14 protein-coding genes and 2 pseudogenes are annotated in these 17,460 nt (G+C 36.1%); 8 read left to right on the forward strand and 8 right to left on the reverse strand.

Features of this window, described 5'->3' with window-relative positions; genetic code table 11:
- Positions 1 to 32 precede the first annotated feature (32 nt).
- From EKM01_RS07180 to EKM01_RS07195, 4 genes are all read left to right on the forward strand, one after another.
- Complete coding sequence (locus tag EKM01_RS07180) at positions 33 to 1,868, forward strand: endonuclease (protein ID WP_126577066.1); 1,836 nt, start codon at positions 33 to 35, stop codon at positions 1,866 to 1,868.
- Between the two features lie 91 nt (positions 1,869 to 1,959).
- Positions 1,960 to 5,712 (forward strand): phosphoribosylformylglycinamidine synthase, encoded by a 3,753-nt coding sequence (gene purL / locus EKM01_RS07185; protein ID WP_126767579.1) that lies wholly within the window; start codon positions 1,960 to 1,962, stop codon positions 5,710 to 5,712.
- Between the two features lie 273 nt (positions 5,713 to 5,985).
- Positions 5,986 to 6,339 (forward strand): type II toxin-antitoxin system RelE/ParE family toxin, encoded by a 354-nt coding sequence (locus EKM01_RS07190; protein ID WP_126577068.1) that lies wholly within the window; start codon positions 5,986 to 5,988, stop codon positions 6,337 to 6,339.
- A 5-nt stretch (positions 6,340 to 6,344) separates the two neighbouring features.
- Entirely contained in the window at positions 6,345 to 6,650 is a 306-nt protein-coding gene (locus EKM01_RS07195; RefSeq protein ID WP_126462634.1) for a helix-turn-helix domain-containing protein, read from the forward strand.
- A gap of 155 nt (positions 6,651 to 6,805) precedes the next feature.
- On the opposite strand, the gene EKM01_RS07200 is transcribed toward EKM01_RS07195, so the two are convergent.
- The 5 genes and pseudogenes from EKM01_RS07200 to EKM01_RS07220 all read right to left on the reverse strand — a co-directional run bounded on the left by EKM01_RS07200 (position 6,806) and on the right by EKM01_RS07220 (position 10,843).
- Complete coding sequence (locus tag EKM01_RS07200; protein ID WP_370274238.1) at positions 6,806 to 7,207, reverse strand: group II intron maturase-specific domain-containing protein; 402 nt, start codon at positions 7,205 to 7,207, stop codon at positions 6,806 to 6,808.
- Positions 7,208 to 7,498: 291 nt separating this feature from the next.
- Positions 7,499 to 8,086: a hypothetical protein gene (locus tag EKM01_RS07205; protein WP_126460856.1), complete on the reverse strand. Its 588-nt coding sequence runs from the start codon at positions 8,084 to 8,086 to the stop codon at positions 7,499 to 7,501.
- Positions 8,087 to 8,151: 65 nt separating this feature from the next.
- Positions 8,152 to 9,066, reverse strand: a pseudogene (locus EKM01_RS07210) (IS1595 family transposase).
- Positions 9,067 to 9,901: 835 nt separating this feature from the next.
- Positions 9,902 to 10,465 (reverse strand): helix-turn-helix transcriptional regulator, encoded by a 564-nt coding sequence (locus EKM01_RS07215; protein WP_126767582.1) that lies wholly within the window; start codon positions 10,463 to 10,465, stop codon positions 9,902 to 9,904.
- A gap of 42 nt (positions 10,466 to 10,507) precedes the next feature.
- Positions 10,508 to 10,843 carry a type II toxin-antitoxin system HigB family toxin gene (locus tag EKM01_RS07220; protein ID WP_126767585.1) on the reverse strand — a complete coding sequence of 112 codons (336 nt, stop codon included), beginning with the start codon at positions 10,841 to 10,843 and terminating at the stop codon, positions 10,508 to 10,510.
- A 434-nt stretch (positions 10,844 to 11,277) separates the two neighbouring features.
- On the opposite strand from EKM01_RS07220, the pseudogene EKM01_RS07225 reads away from it, so the two are divergent.
- Positions 11,278 to 11,772: pseudogene (locus tag EKM01_RS07225) on the forward strand (transposase); the annotation flags it as partial.
- Between the two features lie 268 nt (positions 11,773 to 12,040).
- Here the strand turns inward: EKM01_RS07225 and EKM01_RS07230 are convergent.
- From EKM01_RS07230 to EKM01_RS07240, 3 genes are all read right to left on the reverse strand, one after another.
- A complete protein-coding gene (locus EKM01_RS07230; protein ID WP_126563982.1) occupies positions 12,041 to 12,325 on the reverse strand; it encodes an addiction module antidote protein in 285 nt (94 codons plus the stop codon).
- 3 nt (positions 12,326 to 12,328) lie between these two features.
- On the reverse strand, positions 12,329 to 12,628 hold the full coding sequence (locus tag EKM01_RS07235) for a type II toxin-antitoxin system RelE/ParE family toxin (protein ID WP_126577069.1): 300 nt from the start codon (positions 12,626 to 12,628) through the stop codon (positions 12,329 to 12,331).
- A gap of 444 nt (positions 12,629 to 13,072) precedes the next feature.
- Positions 13,073 to 13,429: a hypothetical protein gene (locus EKM01_RS07240; protein WP_126767588.1), complete on the reverse strand. Its 357-nt coding sequence runs from the start codon at positions 13,427 to 13,429 to the stop codon at positions 13,073 to 13,075.
- 768 nt (positions 13,430 to 14,197) lie between these two features.
- On the opposite strand from EKM01_RS07240, the gene tgt reads away from it, so the two are divergent.
- From tgt to EKM01_RS07255, 3 genes are all read left to right on the forward strand, one after another.
- Positions 14,198 to 15,328 carry a tRNA guanosine(34) transglycosylase Tgt gene (gene tgt / locus EKM01_RS07245; protein WP_126460838.1) on the forward strand — a complete coding sequence of 377 codons (1,131 nt, stop codon included), beginning with the start codon at positions 14,198 to 14,200 and terminating at the stop codon, positions 15,326 to 15,328.
- Between the two features lie 65 nt (positions 15,329 to 15,393).
- Positions 15,394 to 16,482 (forward strand): LptF/LptG family permease, encoded by a 1,089-nt coding sequence (locus tag EKM01_RS07250; RefSeq protein WP_126460835.1) that lies wholly within the window; start codon positions 15,394 to 15,396, stop codon positions 16,480 to 16,482.
- Positions 16,469 to 17,398 carry a DMT family transporter gene (locus tag EKM01_RS07255; protein WP_126460832.1) on the forward strand — a complete coding sequence of 310 codons (930 nt, stop codon included), beginning with the start codon at positions 16,469 to 16,471 and terminating at the stop codon, positions 17,396 to 17,398. The genes EKM01_RS07250 and EKM01_RS07255 overlap by 14 nt, the downstream gene beginning before the upstream one ends.
- Positions 17,399 to 17,460: the final 62 nt, after the last annotated feature.

Below are 17,460 nucleotides of genomic sequence, written 5' to 3' on the forward strand. Positions count from 1 at the left end.
ACTAACCCCAATAACCAAAACAAATTTAAATTATGAAAAAAATCTACTCTGCATTATTATTACTGTTCGTCACAGCAACGATAGCCCAAATACCAAGTGGTTATTACAACACCGCCACAGGAACTGGCTACACACTCAAAACACAATTATACAACGTCATCAAAGGGCATACGGATAACGGATATGGCGGTTTATACACCATATATCAAACCTCGGATAGGGATTATTACTTTGAAAATGACGCCACAATTTTAGACATGTATTCTGAAAATCCTGCCGGAACAGACCCTTATAACTACTCCGCCGGAACAACCCAAAGATGCGGCACTTATAGTGTAGAAGGAGATTGTTACAATAGAGAACACATCATTCCGCAATCTACTTTTGGTTCTGCAGCCCCAATGGTTTCAGATGCCCATTTCATCACACCCACAGACGGAAAAGTAAACGGTCAGCGTTCTAATTATCCGCACGGACCGGTGACTTCAGCATCTTGGACTTCCTTAAACGGAAGTAAACTTGGAACGAGTACAACTTCTGGTTATTCAGGACCTATTTTTGAACCTATCAATGAATTCAAAGGCGATATTGCCCGAATGTATTTTTATTTTGCCACCCGTTATGAAAATACAGTTGCTGGTTATTCCTATGCAATGTTCAATGGATCGAGTAATCAAGTGTTCACGACCGCTTTTTTAAACGTATTGATTACTTGGCACAACCAAGATCCTGTCAGCACTAGAGAAATTGATCGCAACAATGCCATTTATAATTCTCAAAACAATAGGAATCCTTATATTGATCATCCTGAGTATGTACAGGCAATTTGGAACCCAAGCGCTGATGCACAAGCCCCAACTACTCCAACGAATTTAGTTGCTAGCGGAACAACATCAAATTCCGTTTCATTAAACTGGACGGCTTCCTCTGATAATAGTGGAGTAACTGGCTATAATGTGTATATGAACAGTGCTTTAAAAACAACCACAACCGGAACAACAACCACTATCACTGGGCTAACCGCTTCTACTGCCTACTCTTTCTTTGTAAAAGCTAAAGATGCTGCAGGAAATATCTCTGGCCCAAGTAACACGGTGAATGTGACAACTGCTGCAGCAAGTGGTTCAACTGCAACAGATTTATTATTTTCAGAATATATTGAAGGCTCTTCAAACAATAAAGCTTTGGAAATTTCGAACGCAACTGGCGCCGCGATCAGCTTATCGATTTATAGCATAAAAAAACAAACGAATGGTTCCGGTGCCTGGAGTACAGGATTAGCCCTAACAGGGACTTTGAATACCGGCAGTAAATTCACAATCGTAAATAGTTTAATGGCGTCTAGTTGTTATCCTACAAGCTCAGCAAACCTTTCTACATCAGCAACTGAAATGACTTTTAATGGGAATGATGCTGTAGGTTTATTCAAAAATGGCGTCTTAATTGATATCATTGGAACTTTTAACGGTGGAACTGCAAACTTTGCGGCGGATCAAACCCTGAGAAGAAAATCAACCGTTACGGCACCAACAACTACTTTTAATAAAACAACCCAATGGGATTCCTTTACATCAGATACGTGTAACAATTTAGGAAGTCGTACGATTGAAAAAACACCAAAAACCAGTGTGGCTTTAGATATAAATGATATTGCCCTCTATCCAAATCCATCCAATGGAACTTTCTCTATCAATAATTCGAATAAAAGCTATGCTATCGAAATTTATTCTATAATTGGTCAGAAAATTTACAGCGACGAAAACAGCACCAAATCAGAAATTACGCTGCCAAATAGTGTAAAAGGAACGTACTTGGTTCGAGTGACTATTGATTCCAATTCAGTCCTCAAGAAATTAATAATCAACTAATTAACAAAGCGGCAAATTGCCGCTTTTTTTTTACTCCAAATTTAATCTTAATTGACTAAATTTGCACCGCAATACAACAAACTACATAACAATGATCCATTTCTTTGAAAACCAAAGCAAGACTGTTTATGCCGTACATACGCAAAACGCATTGAGCGAAGTCGAAATGTCAGCTCAAGACATTTCAAGACTCAACTGGCTTTTTGCCAATTCAAATAAAATAGAAAAATCCGTACTGACGGATTTTTTTGTTGGTCCTCGCGCCACAATGATAACCCCTTGGAGTACTAATGCTGTAGAAATCACCCAAAACATGGGAATATCCGGCATCATTAGAATCGAGGAATTTCATAAAGCGACCGCTGATTTTTCTGATTTTGACCCGATGCTTTCGCAAAAGTACACCGAGTTGAATCAAGATATTTTTACTATCAATGTACTTCCGGAAGCTATTTTGGACATCGATGATATTGCTGCTTACAACAAACAAGAAGGATTGTCTTTGAGTCCGGAAGAAGTAGCATATTTAGATAATCTAGCGCTTAAATTAGGGCGAAAACTAACGGATTCTGAGATTTTTGGTTTTTCACAAGCCAATTCAGAACACTGTCGCCACAAGATTTTCAACGGAACTTTTATAATTGACGGAGAAGAAAAAGAATCTTCTTTATTCAAATTAATCAAGAAAACATCCCAAGAAAATCCGAACGATATTGTCTCGGCTTACAAAGATAACGTTGCTTTTGTAAAAGGGCCTCGGGTACAACAATTTGCTCCAAAAAGCGCTGATAAACCTGATTTTTATGAAGTCAAAGAATTTGATTCGGTTATTTCATTAAAAGCAGAAACACATAATTTTCCAACAACGGTAGAGCCTTTCAACGGAGCTGCAACTGGTTCTGGTGGAGAAATCCGGGACCGTTTAGCAGGTGGACAAGGTTCTTTGCCAATGGCAGGAACTGCAGTTTACATGACTTCCTACTCTCGTTTAGAAGCCCCATTCGACTCCGCTCAGGGCAGTAGACCTTGGGAAAATGGTATGGCCGAAAGAAAATGGTTGTATCAAACGCCAATGGATATTTTGATCAAAGCGTCCAACGGAGCTTCTGATTTTGGGAATAAATTTGGACAACCGTTAATTACAGGTTCTATCCTGACTTTCGAACACGAACACTTCGACACGCTCAGTGTGACGGGTCGAAAATTAGGGTACGACAAAGTAATTATGCAAGCGGGCGGAATTGGGTACGGAAAATTAGATCAAGCGATTAAGAAAAAACCACAAACAGGCGATAAAATTGTTATCCTTGGTGGTGAAAATTATAGAATTGGAATGGGTGGAGCAGCAGTTTCTTCAGCAGATACCGGAGCTTTCAGTTCAGGAATTGAGTTGAACGCCATCCAACGTTCGAACCCAGAAATGCAAAAACGTGCTGCCAATGCCATTCGTGGTTTGGTAGAAAGCGATATTAATCCAATTGTTTCGATTCACGATCACGGTGCTGGCGGACATTTAAACTGTCTTTCGGAATTAGTGGAAGAAACTGGCGGATTAATTGATTTAGACAAATTGCCTGTGGGAGATCCTACCCTTTCCGCAAAAGAAATCATTGGTAACGAATCTCAGGAAAGAATGGGATTGGTTATTGCAAAGGAAAACATCGATTTATTGCAAAAAATTGCGGATCGAGAACGTTCTCCAATGTACCAAGTGGGAGACGTAACCGGAGATCACCGTTTTACTTTTCAATCAAAATCAACAGGAGCTAAACCAATGGATTTCGCTTTAGAAGACTTTTTTGGAAGTTCTCCAAAAGTGGTTATGACAGACAAAACAATTGAAAGAAAGTACACTGATTTAGTATATGACAAGAAAAACATTTCAACCTATTTAGAGCAGGTACTTCAATTGGAGGCTGTAGCTTGTAAAGACTGGTTGACCAATAAAGTAGACCGTTGTGTGGGTGGTAAAGTTGCCAAACAACAAAATGCCGGACCCTTGCAATTGCCTTTGAATAATTGTGGCGTAATGGCCTTGGATTATCAAGGAATAGAAGGAGTTGCCACTTCGATTGGGCACTCGCCTATTGCTTCATTAATTGATCCGGTGGCAGGAACAAGAACTGCCATTGCTGAATCTTTATCAAACATTGTTTGGGCACCAATAAAAGACGGATTAAAGGGAATTTCACTTTCGGCAAACTGGATGTGGGCGTGTAAAAACGAAGGCGAAGACGCCCGTTTATACGCAGCTGTTCAAGCCTGTTCGGATTTTGCAATCGAATTGGGAATCAACATTCCAACCGGAAAAGATTCTCTTTCCATGAAACAAAAATATCCAAATGAAGAAGTAATTGCGCCAGGAACGGTGATTATTTCAGCAGGTGGAAATTGTACCGATATTAGAAAAGTAGTAGAGCCTGTTTTACAAAGAGATGGCGGTTCTATTTATTACATTAATTTATCCCAAGATGATTTCAAATTAGGCGGTTCTTCGTTTGCACAAACGTTGAATACTATTGGAAAAGAAGTACCAACGATTAAAGACGCTGCATTTTTCAAAAGAGCGTTCAATACCATTCAAGAATTAATTTTAGAAAACAATATCCTTGCAGGACACGATATTGGAAGTGGTGGTTTGATTACTACTTTATTGGAAATGTGTTTTGCCGATGTGAATTTGGGAGCTAAAATAGATTTCTCTCCCGAAGCTTCGGGATTCGAAGAAAAAGACATCATCAAATATCTTTTTGCTGAAAATATCGGAATTGTTTTCCAAGCAAAATCGGATGCTGAAGTAGAATCTAAATTGAATGCTAATACCGTTTCTTTCTATAAATTGGGAATCCCCTCCCCAGCCCTCCCCGAAGGAGAGAGAGCCAAACTGGAAATAATCAGTTCTTCTTCTGAAATTTTGACTTTCGACATCGCTAAATACAGAGATATTTGGTTCAAAACTTCTTTTTTATTAGACCAAAAACAATCGAAGAACGGAATGGCTCAAGCACGTTTTGATAATTATAAAAATCAAGCGTTACAGTATACTTTTCCAACACATTTTACAGGAAAAAAACCTGTAATTGATGCTTCTAAACCGCGTCCTAAAGCAGCTATTATCCGTGAAAAAGGAAGTAATTCGGAGCGTGAAATGGCAAATGCCATGTACTTAGCCGGTTTTGATGTAAAAGATGTTCACATGACCGATTTAATTTCAGGTCGTGAAACCTTGGAAGACATTCAGTTCATTGGCGCGGTTGGTGGATTCTCGAATTCAGATGTATTGGGTTCTGCCAAAGGTTGGGCGGGAGCATTTTTATACAATGAAAAAGCAAAAACCGCTTTAGACAATTTCTTTAAGAGAGACGACACCTTGTCTGTTGGAATCTGTAATGGTTGTCAATTGTTCATGGAATTGGAAGTAATTAATCCGGAGCATGACGTACACGGAAAAATGCTGCATAACGAAAGCAACAAACACGAAAGTATTTTTACATCAGTGACTATACAGGAAAACAATTCAGTGATGCTTTCTTCATTAGCAGGAAGTACGCTTGGAGTTTGGGTTTCGCATGGCGAAGGAAAATTCAACTTGCCAATGGGGGAAGAAAATTATACTATTGTTTCTAAATATGCCTATGAAGGTTATCCTGCTAATCCAAACGGATCGGATTACAATACGGCCATGCTTTGCGACAAAACAGGACGACATTTAGTAATGATGCCACACATAGAGCGCTCTACATTTCAATGGAACTGGGCACATTATCCAAAAGATAGAGACGATGAAGTTTCGCCTTGGCATGAAGCTTTTGTCAATGCCAGAAAATGGGTTGATAAAAAATAATTTATTCTATACTTTCTTAAAGCGTTCCTGAAAAGGAGCGCTTTTTTTATGGAAAAGAATTTAAAAGCCATTTTGATGATTTGTAAGAAAATTTAAATATATTTGAAAATAGACAAAGTGAAACAAACCTTCGCTAATCTAGTCAATTTTAAGTGTATGTGAGAAGGTTTGTATCGCCTATAGACTAGTTGGCGGGAATACCAAAGAACTGCAAAGTTGAAAATTACCAGTCAAAAACTTTGCTAAAGTTATCTAATTGACTAACTTTGCCCAATGAGTCAGAAATTTATAAGAGAAGTTGTTTATTACGAAGACTATTATCTTAATTTTTTTAACGCTCAAAAAGAAGACGTTAAGAAAAAATTTAACTGGACTTTACAGTTAATTTCAACTCAACAAAGAATCCCCGAAAAGTTTTTCAAACATTTGACTGGTGCAGACGGAATATTTGAAGTTCGTGTTGAAGTCGGTTCAGATATTTTTAGAGTTTTTAGTTTTTTTGACAAAGGAAAGATTGTTGTTTTAGTAAATGGATTTCAGAAGAAAACACAAAAGACCCCGAAATCAGAAATCAAAATGGCTGAAAAACTAAAAGCAGAATATTTAGAAAATAAATATAAAAAGTAACGATTATGAAAACTGAAAATAAAAAAATTACAACATTTGCCGAACACTTAGATGCTCAATACGGGAAAACAGGAACCGAAACCCGTGAAAAATACGAAGAAGAATACGAGACCTTCGAACTTGGTGTTATGTTACAAGAAATGCGAAAAGAACGTGGAATGACACAAGAACAACTGGCATTAAAATGTGGAACAACAAAATCGTATATATCTAAAATTGAAAATAACACCAGCGATATAAGACTTTCTACATTAATGAGAATAATTAGACTAGGTTTAGGTGGACACTTAAAGTTAAGTTTAACCGAATAAAGGTACTACCCCGCCAATCGAGTAGACGGCTCCGCCAGAAACTGACGGAGTGCGCCTCTCACACCACCGTACGTTCGGGTCTCGTATACGGCGGTTCGCAAAGTGATGGGTTGAGTTCCATGTAAATCTCCAACATTGATTGATAGCCTTTCTTCTTAAGTCGCAGTAGGGTAATTGTAGTGGTTAGAATCGGACTCTGGGCAATACGCCATCCTCCTTTTACTCACGCTTTGGTATTGTATTTTTGGTATTCGTGAATGCAGAGCATTTCTGGTTCTGCTCCAAGCATAAGCGTGGTCTTTGTCAATCCCTAGTCGCATCAGGTTTTTCCTTTTGCGCTTGGGCTTTTTCCAGTCCGTCCAAATGCAGTAGCGCAGTCTATTGTGCAACCATCCATCAATATCTCGTAACTTTCCTCGAATACTCGTTCCTCGAAAATAGTTTAACCATCCTCGTTGGATTTGCTTCGCCAGTTCGCCTTTCAGGCTCGGGTCGTTGATTTTTCGGACAACGATAGCGATTTGCAATCCGTGCCCACAAAGAGAATGATTCAGCAAGAAATTATGCCCATTTAGAGTGCGAAATAGAAGTGGTTTTATTAGACTTATTTTTGTGGCAAATTGGAATTGGCACTGTTTGCAAAATTATTCCAACGATTCTCAGCAAACACTCGCGGTCTGGTTATAAATTCAATCGAAGATATTTTTAAGATAAAACAATGAAAAGACTAATCATTGCTTGGAGTTAATCATCGATGGAATGAACTATAGGTAATTAAACGGACAAGCCTATTTATTTTAAGTACTTACTGTTAAAAGTAGCCCTTTGTCTTGAATTTATTTAGTCCGTTAGTAGTGATTTATTTTATAAACAACTTTAATAAAATTACTGCCTATAATTGGAACACCGCTAACAGACGCCTTTCCATTTGTAATATCCATTGTATTTCCATACATAGCCTTCAAGTCGTTTCTGGGTAAGGCATTAAATAAATATTCTACAGCTATATCATCTGATAAATCCCACCTAAGCCCTAAATTCAACCCTAACGATAAATGAGAAGACTCTTGATTATACCCAATTCCTCCTCCCCAATCACCATTTCTGTTTATTAATGTAGGTTCTATACTAGGTATAAAAACAGTGTGAATAACTCTTCTAAATAAATTTACATAGAAATGGGTGTGATATCCCACTCCAATCGTATACTTAGAAAAATCTAATCTTGGAAACGTTTCATACCCTATGTTGACTTCTACATCTTTGCTAACCATTGAAAATTGCACTAAAAAGTCTTTAGCTGATTCATTATTTGTTGGTTCACTTCCCATAATTGTATTCCTAACGTCAAACGCAACCGAAAAGGCTAGATAATTATCTTGTGCAGTTAATTTAGTAACAAATAAAGCAACTACAATTGTTATTAATTTTATCATGATTCATTAGTGCTGATAAAGTTATACAATACTATATTATTACATATGACTATCAGTAACTAATACTAAGTTGTTTCTAAAGCATTAATCATGAGTCTATCCAATAGTTTGTTTCCAAAATACCGTCTGTTAAATTTGTAGCAGAACTCATCAAGATAATTATGTACATATTACTGGTTTACACAATTATGATGAATATCTAAAAGTACTTTTTTGGTATTACTGATTGTTCTATTTACACAAGGAAATATCTTTGCCGCCTTTTTCTTGTCTGGCTCTACTACAACATAATGATTTGTTATCACTTCTTTGAGTTTAGCATACCCTGGTGTAACCATCGCTTAACACAGATGCTGTTTTGTTTGCAGATTTCAAATCTTTCATAACTATCCTTTTTAGACAACCAACTTTTCTGTTTGGTTTACCCTTTTTTGGTGCAGAGATACTGGGTTTCGATTCAACTATTACCAATACCTTTCCTTGTCTTTCACTTCCACGATCTCGCTTATTAGGAGTAGATTCTTGACTGTTTTATTTTTCTTTTAATTGATAACATCTTTTATGTCAATTATTTAAAACAATCTTTCATCAAATTCAACACAGCCTTTTAATTGATATTTTTCGTCACGCATACTATCTTATGCATCATAAACCAAATGTGTTCATACCGTTTGTGACCCTACATACGTTGCATTTCTAATGCCGAAAAACTCTTTTTTGACAGCGTCATGAGTTCAATACAGATCATCCAATATTGAAAAGGCAAATTAGTATTCTCCATAACAGTACCTGAACGAAGACTGACACGACTACCGCATTTTTTACATTGAAATTTCAAATCTGTCTTACGAAAGTAATGTTCGCTGTGTTTACACTTTTACATACAATTCCCATTTCAAGTCGTTTAGCTTTGATCCCTTATCACATGTGGCTTAATCAGGGTATTTTTCGAAAAATTCAGGCAGGTTCTTAATTTGAATTTAATGGGTTCATGACTCAAATATAAGCTTTTTTTAGCATTTGTACAAGTAGAAGGATAGTCATGTTATTTTATTTGATTATTGTTGTGGGTGAACTAATTCCCAAAAGTCGCAACTAATCTTGATATCTTTTAAAATGAAAAGATTTATTCATGTCTTTAATAAAATATAAGTCAAATCTGCATTTTAATGGTTTTTAAAAATAAATTCCCTTATCCCAAATTGATTTTACTTACAACATCAGTAAATTCTACTTTTAAACATCTAGGGTTTTATACCCGATCACTCCGATATACCACAACAGTTAGCGCAGTTTTATAAACTGTGCTCACAATATGGCTCGTGTCTTTGGGAAAATTAGAAAATCATATTATTTTTATTGTGGGGTAGTGCCATAGCCACTAACGTTCTGGGACTACAGCGGGTTTGGGACTAAATTCATTCCTATTTTCGGATTTGCCACCCGAGCGATAGCGAGCAGCCATAGCCCATAACATCAGTTCTCCTGTACAGTTTAAACCGGAATAGGGTGTTCAGTTTGCCCCGGAATATCCAGCCAAAGTTCAAATTCCTATAAAAGCTAAATTATGGGTAAGGGCAATTATGCTCAATAGTGATGGAAAACACGAAAAAACTAAGCAGAAAACACTCCAAAAAAAAAGAGGCTCGCTTGCCTCTTGTAATTCTCTCTAAAAAAATTTCGATAAGTTCATAGTGATGACGGACGTACAATCGGTTCCGTTCAACCCGGGTTTACCTCATTGAATTTATTTTTGTTGGTATTCGGTGATTATAATTCATTGTTCGTGCTGCGCACGCAACGAATCCCTAGCTGTTAGGCGAAGCTTTTCTCTAAATCTACTTTGGTTAATTTTAGGCTAGGTTTATTTATTTTTAATATTGATGCTTTAATTTTACTTCTATCTTTTTGAGGTATAATTGTAGGAATTAGATTTTCAAGTTTAATGTGAAATAAACGATGAATAATTATTAAATCTCTATTGTTAAAAGGGCTAATTCCATTCATGAGTTCTGACATATAAGATTTACTATGGCCTAAAATTATACCTAAATCTTGTTGATTTATACCATGTTCGGAAATTTTATCTTTAATTACATTTTTTCTGTTTTCTAAAAATATTCTTTCTTGTTCCGCTATAAACTCTGCAAAATCACTTTCTTGTATTTTTTCATCAGAAATGATTGAATCTTTACTCCAGTGTTTATTTTCATATTCTTTGATAATTGCTCGAAGGTGTTTTCTTTCGTCTGCTAATTCAGGGTTGTCTTTAACAAGTAATCGAAGTTTTCTATCTAGAATCATTGCTCTTTCAAGACCACTTTCATCAGAAATATGCCCTTTTTTTAATATCTGTTTTAAATCTATTTGTGTTTTCATTTTTTTAAAATTATTGCTAACGTTTATTTATAAAAGAGTTTATCAAATATGGCCTTTATTTTTTAACCATTTCTTGATAGTATTTTTATTGTTTTTAAATGTAGTTTCATATTCATCATGATTTCCACACCATACTATCGTTGATTCATCGTCTTCAAATTCTATCAATATAAAAACTCTATGAATATTAAGGTCAAAAAAATAAAAATCATCATAAACACAATCCGCATCCGGTCTATCATTAATAAGATCCAATTTATTGTCCCAATTGTTATCTTTTAAATCATCAAATAATTTATCTATTGCATTGTGTAATAAGATGTTTCCCTTATTCTTACTTTTCAGCTTTTCTAAATGCTTTTTTCCAATTATTTCCATAATGAGTACAAATATATGCATAAAGTTCTAATTATTTCAGAACTTTTATAATTTTATATTTACGAGTTTTTTTGAATTGCAGTTGCGATAAAGTTTCGCCTAACGTCAGTTCGTCTAAAACCTCTAAACGAACTCTATTTTGTTACTCATTGAGTAAATATGTGTTATTAAAACTATATTTAAAATTCGTTCTGGCAATAGTCACTTATGATTATTAAAATAAAACAGTCCGTAAATAGGGTTGGGAATTGCTCTTAAGTAACAGCCACTGTATAATGTCGTGTTTTAAAATTAGACAAAATGACGCAACAGATTGATTTTAAACTACTGTTTGCAATAGTGTTCCTTTTGACTTTATGACGTTTAAACTTTCGACTTACTTAGTATCCCAAAATACAAAATGATTTTTTTAGAAGATTGCACTGAATACGAACCAAATCCGGCGGGATTTATGGCGTAAGCCTTGGGTTGTATTTGCAAAGAAACCTTTTGGAAGTCCCAAATCGGTGGTGGAATATCTAGGACGTTACACTCATAAAATTGCCATTAGTAACAATCGAATTAAAAGCATTGACAATGAAAACATAACTTTTGTTTACAAGGATTACCGAGTAGCGGGCGTTAAAAAACAAATGACGCTCCCGCATCAGGAATTTATCAGGCGGTTTTCGTTGCATATTTTGCCCAAACGGTTTGTAAAAATCCGTCATTATGGTTTTTTGAGCAGCACTTGGAAGCGTCAAAAGCTGAAACTTTTACAGGAAAAACTTAAGGTAAAAGTTTTAGAAAAAGCAGAAAAGAAGTCCTTTTTACCCAAATGTCCGTGTTGTAAAACAGGAAATTTACACCGGATAGCAGTCTTTGACCAGCGAGGTCCACCTGCTTGGTATCTTGGCGGTAGCCAAAGTTCAAGTTCTCATGAAAATTAATTTTATGGGTAAGGGAATTTATGTTCACAAGTGAAGGAACACACGAAAAAAACCAAGCAGAAAACACTCCAAAAAAAAAGAGGCTCGCTTGCCTCTTATAATTCTCTCTAAAATCTTTACGATAACTCCATAGTGTTGACGGACCTACAATCGGTTCGTTCAACCCGGGTTTACCTCATTGAATTTATTTTTGTTGGTATTCAGTGATTATAATTCATTGTTCGCGCTACGCACGCAACGAATCCCTAGCTGTTAGGCGTTCGTTTTTTTATGCGGTTAATGGATTTATATGTATTTGTCCTCCAACTGCCTTCAAAACTTTCATTATCGTTGAAAATCGTGGTTTGGACCCTTTCGACAATGCTTTATACAAACTTGGTCTGCTCATTCCAGTTTCTTCTGCAATTTTGGTCATACCAATTGCTTTTGCAATATGTCCAATTGCGGTAACAATTTCAGCATCATTGCCTTCTTCCAAAACTGTATTTAGATATTCAGCAATCATTTCGTTGCTGTCCAAATAATCTGCAATATCAAATTCTGACGTTTCCATTTTTTATTTTTTTAATTTTTTCCAAATTTCTTTTGCTTTTTCAATGTCTTTTTGTTGAGTAGATTTATCTCCTCCAATAAGTAAAATAATAACTTTCCCATCAATTTCTTTGAAATAAACTCTGTAACCTTTTGCGTAGTTAATTTTCAGTTCTCTAATTCCATCTCCAACAGGTTCGCAATCTCCAAAGTGTTCGTCCTTTTCTAACTTTTGAAGTCGGAACAAAATTTTTGCTTTTGCTCTAAAGTCATTCAGTTTATTAAACCATTTGTCAAATTCCGTCGTCTTTTCAAGAAAGTACATCCTTTAAGTTGTATTCGTTTGGATACAAAATTATAAAAAATAATTTAATCTTGCAAATTCAGTTTTGAACGTTCTGTCTAGGCAAAATGACGCCTAACGTCAGTTCGTCTAAAAACCTCTAAACGAACTCTATTTTGTTAGTCATAGAGTAAATATATGTTATTTAAACTACAATTAAAATTCTTTAAGAGATGAAACTTATATGTGGTTAAAGAATTAAAAAAGGCAAATAACTCTACAAAAAAAGAGGACACTAAATCCTCTTCGTATTCTCTCTAAAAACTTTCCGGCAACTCCATAGTGTTAACGGACGTACAATCGGTTCCGTTCAACCCGGGTTTACCTCATTGAATTTATTTTTGTTGGTATTCGGTGATTATAATTCATTGTTTGTGCTGCGCACGCAACGAATCCCTAGCTGTTATGGGCTGGTTTTATTTTTATTTACATACTAAAATAAGCTCTACCATAATTTGGGATATCTACAAAATGTGTAAAATTATTTTTAATAGCCATAGGATTATTTGGATTTAAAACACTTGGCTTTGTTCTTTGATAAATGCGAGCTTGTAGAGTCATTCCAGCTTGTATGTCAGGAAATTGACACCTAGTAATAACTCCGTCAACTAAAAAAACATAACCCTCAACCCATTCATTTTGAATTTGAACATAAGCACTGATACTAATCTCATTCTGCTGTGAGAAAGAAGGAATAATTTTAGCTGTCTGTTTTTGTTTAATTGATGCACTCAAGCTCATTGAAACGAATGCTACTACGATAAATAAAAGATTTTTTTTCATTGTATTAATTATTTAATTTCATCTTACTCTTCAGGATTTTCAGATTACTCCTCGTTTATTTAAGTGGTTTCTGAACTCCACTTCTATTTATACGAAATTAAAGTTATTGTTTGGAATTCGTTTACGGTTTTCCACATTCAACCCAATTAATTTCTATTTTATTTTTCTAATTGAGTTTTTTTAGACGTTTTTAGCGCTAAACTAGCCCATAACTAGTCTATATGCGAAACGAACCTCCGGATATACACCCAAATATGAGTAGATTGGTGAAGGTTTGTTTCACTTTGTCTATTTTCAAATATATTAAAATTTTCTTACAAATCATCAAAAGGACTTTTTATTTGCTGGATGCTTTTTGAATAGTAATGGGAAAATTTAGTTGCTGTTAAACCAAATCTCGCGTGAGGGATAATAGTAGAAATCCTTTTATGAAGCGCAGCGCAGTAAAAGATTATAACGGATAGCCCGACCTTTTTAGGGCACGCCCAAGTCCATGTGCTAAATGGTATGTGTGTTTTTGAATACTATTATTGTTTAATTATTTCTTAAAAAAAAAGGTTGTTTTGGTTGTCATCCCACAGCTTTCGATGCACTTTATTACTTTGCGGGATGGCAAACATTTTTTTGATGTAGGTTTCAAATTAACCTATCTTTGCCAGCCGAACAATCGGTTGAAATACGTTGCTATGTTCTGCGCTGCGGTAAATGTTTGGTAAAACAGCTTTATTGGCGAATAGCATGTGACCGAAAAAACAATAAAAATACTAGATGAAGTTTGATTTATTAAAAAAAGATCCGCTGTCCAAAGCCAGAGCGGGAAGTATTACTACTGATCACGGGGTGATTGAAACCCCAATTTTTATGCCTGTGGGTACCGTAGCTTCGGTCAAAGGAGTGCATCAACGGGAATTGAAACAAGACATTAACCCGGATATTATTCTGGGAAATACCTACCACCTATACTTGCGACCTCAAACGGAAATCCTAGAGAAAGCCGGAGGTTTGCATAAATTCATGAACTGGGACCGTAATATTTTGACGGATTCTGGTGGCTACCAAGTATATTCGCTTTCGGCCAATAGAAAAATCAAGGAGGAGGGCGTGAAGTTCAAATCGCACATTGATGGTTCCTATCACTTTTTTACGCCAGAGAATGTGATGGAAATTCAGCGTACCATTGGTGCCGATATTATCATGGCGTTTGATGAATGTACGCCGTATCCCTGTGATTACAACTATGCAAAACGCTCGATGAAAATGACACACCGCTGGCTGGATCGTTGCATCAATCATTTAGACACGCAGCCTGTAAAATACGGTTACGATCAGGCTTTTTTCCCAATTGTTCAAGGAAGCTGTTATAAGGATTTGCGTCAGCAATCAGCGGAATATATTGCAAATTCTAATCAAGTAGGAAACGCCATTGGTGGACTCTCCGTAGGGGAACCTGCCGAGGAAATGTATGCCATGACCGAAATAGTTTGCGAAATTTTACCGGAAGACAAACCGCGTTACCTGATGGGCGTGGGAACTCCTATAAATATTCTGGAGAATATTGCCCTTGGAATTGACATGTTTGACTGTGTGATGCCTACGCGAAACGCCAGAAATGGAATGTTATTTACAGCGAATGGCACCATCAATATCAAAAACAAAAAGTGGGAAGCTGATTTTTCGCCCGTTGACGAAATGGGAATCACCTTTGTAGATACAGAATATACGAAAGCGTATTTGCGTCACCTTTTTGCTGCCAATGAATACTTGGGGAAACAAATTGCCACGATACACAATCTTGGTTTTTATATGTGGTTGGTTCGGGAGGCCAGAAAACATATCTTAGCGGGCGATTTTAGACCTTGGAAAGAAATGATGGTGAAAAACATGAACCAGAGATTGTAAATTAGGTTAGGGGTATTAGGTTTTAGTAACCAAAACCCAAAACCTAAAACCTAATACCCAAAACTATGCTTACAATAATAGACAAATACATCCTAAAAAGATATTTAACCACATTTGTGGTGATGTTGTTGTTGTTTATCCCCATAGGAATCGTTGTTGATGTATCTGAGAAGATCAACAAAATGCTGGAAAACAAGGTTCCGTTTTTAGAGATTGCACTTTATTACTACAACTTTACGGTTTATTTTGCGAATTCTCTTTTTCCGATATTTTTGTTTTTATCCGTGATTTGGTTTACCTCAAAACTGGCAAATGATACGGAGATTATTGCTATTTTGAGCTCCGGAATTTCATTTACGCGTTTCTTAAGACCGTATATTATTGGTGCTTCCATAGTTTCTGTTTTTGTTTTACTGATGGGATTTTTTGTTGTTCCCGCTGCCAGCGAAGGCTTTAATAACTTTAGGTATACGTATTTAAAAGGAGGCGGAAAAGAGGCCATGCGCGGGGATAATACGGATGTGTATCGCCAAATTAGTAATGATGAATTTATCTATGTAAACAGTTTTAATACGGAGTCTAAAATAGCTTTTAATTTTTCACTGGAAAAATTTAAAAACGAAAAACTCGTTCATAAAATCACGGCCAGCAGGATCAAATGGAATCCAAAGGACAGTACCTACACCCTGTATGATTATACAAAAAGAACGGTGGGCGAACTGAATGATAAAATTGAAAAACTACCCCAGAAAGAGGCTATTTTCACATTCGATTTAGAGGATTTAACTCCAGTGGTGTATATTGCAGAAACCCTGAATTTAGGAAAATTGAATGCCTTTATTGCCAAAGAAAAAGAACGCGGTTCCTCTAATATCAACATCTATTTAGTGGTTTTGTACAAAAAATACAGTGTCCCGATATCCGCATTTATCCTGACCATCATTGCAGTTGCAGTCTCATCGATGAAACGAAGAGGCGGAATGGGAACGAATCTGGCCATAGGAATTGCGCTGGCTTTTGCCTTTGTATTCTTTGATAAAATCTTTGGTGTTCTTGCAGAAAAATCCAGTTTCCCTCCCCTATTAGCGGTTTGGTTGCCCAATATTGCTTTTGGAATTTTAGCCATCTACCTATTACGAAATGCAAAACGATAATTTAAAAAGTTACTTAAACCTCCATTTGATTGTTTTTATTTGGGGTTTTACCGCCATTTTAGGCGCTCTAATCACTATAACGGCAGATGCCTTGGTGTGGTACCGCATGTTTTTTGCCGGTATCTTTTTAGCTCTTTTTCTGGTGTATAAGAAAAAATCGTTTCGGATTCCGCTAAAATCATTTTTTAAATTGATTTTTGTCGGATTATTGATTGCTTTGCATTGGATTTTATTTTTCAAAGCGATCCATGTTTCTAATGTGTCTATTACATTATCCGTTTTTTCATTGGGTGCTTTTTTTGCATCGCTGCTGGAGCCACTTTTTTATGGTCGAAAAGTACTGTGGTACGAAGTCTTTTTTGGACTGATCATAATTGCAGGGCTGGGACTGATTATGAAGGTCGAAATCAATTACCTGGACGGAATGTTATACGCCTTAGCATCCATTATATTAGGTGTTTTATTTACGCTGATGAACGGAAAACTCATTGCGGATCACGATCCTTCGGTTATCTCGTTTTATGAATTCCTGGCGGGTGTTGGTTTCATATCGATTTACTTTGTGTTCGAACAAAAATTCACGGCCGATTTCTTTGTATTAACGGCTAATAATTGGATCCTGATATTGATTCTGGCATCCGTTTGTACCGCCTATGCCTTTACTGCTTCAGTAAAAATAATGCAAAAACTAACGCCATATACCGTAATGCTGACTACGAATTTAGAACCGGTTTACGGCATTGTTTTGGCCTATTTTATCCTTGGCGGAAAAGAGAAAATGAGTTTTGAATTTTACATTGGTGCACTAATAATTGTAATCACCGTAATCCTAAACGGGGTGATTAAACACTATCAAAAAAATAAAATTAAAAAAGAATCTCCCGCTTTAGAGAAGCAAACTTTTACACATAAATAGAATATTTACCTTTTCGAACGATTTAAAATTTTATATTTGCGGTTCGAAATAAAAACAAAAAC

The organism is Flavobacterium sp. RSP46 (assembly GCF_003984825.1).
In the GTDB taxonomy this organism is placed as follows: Bacteria; Bacteroidota; Bacteroidia; order Flavobacteriales; family Flavobacteriaceae; genus Flavobacterium.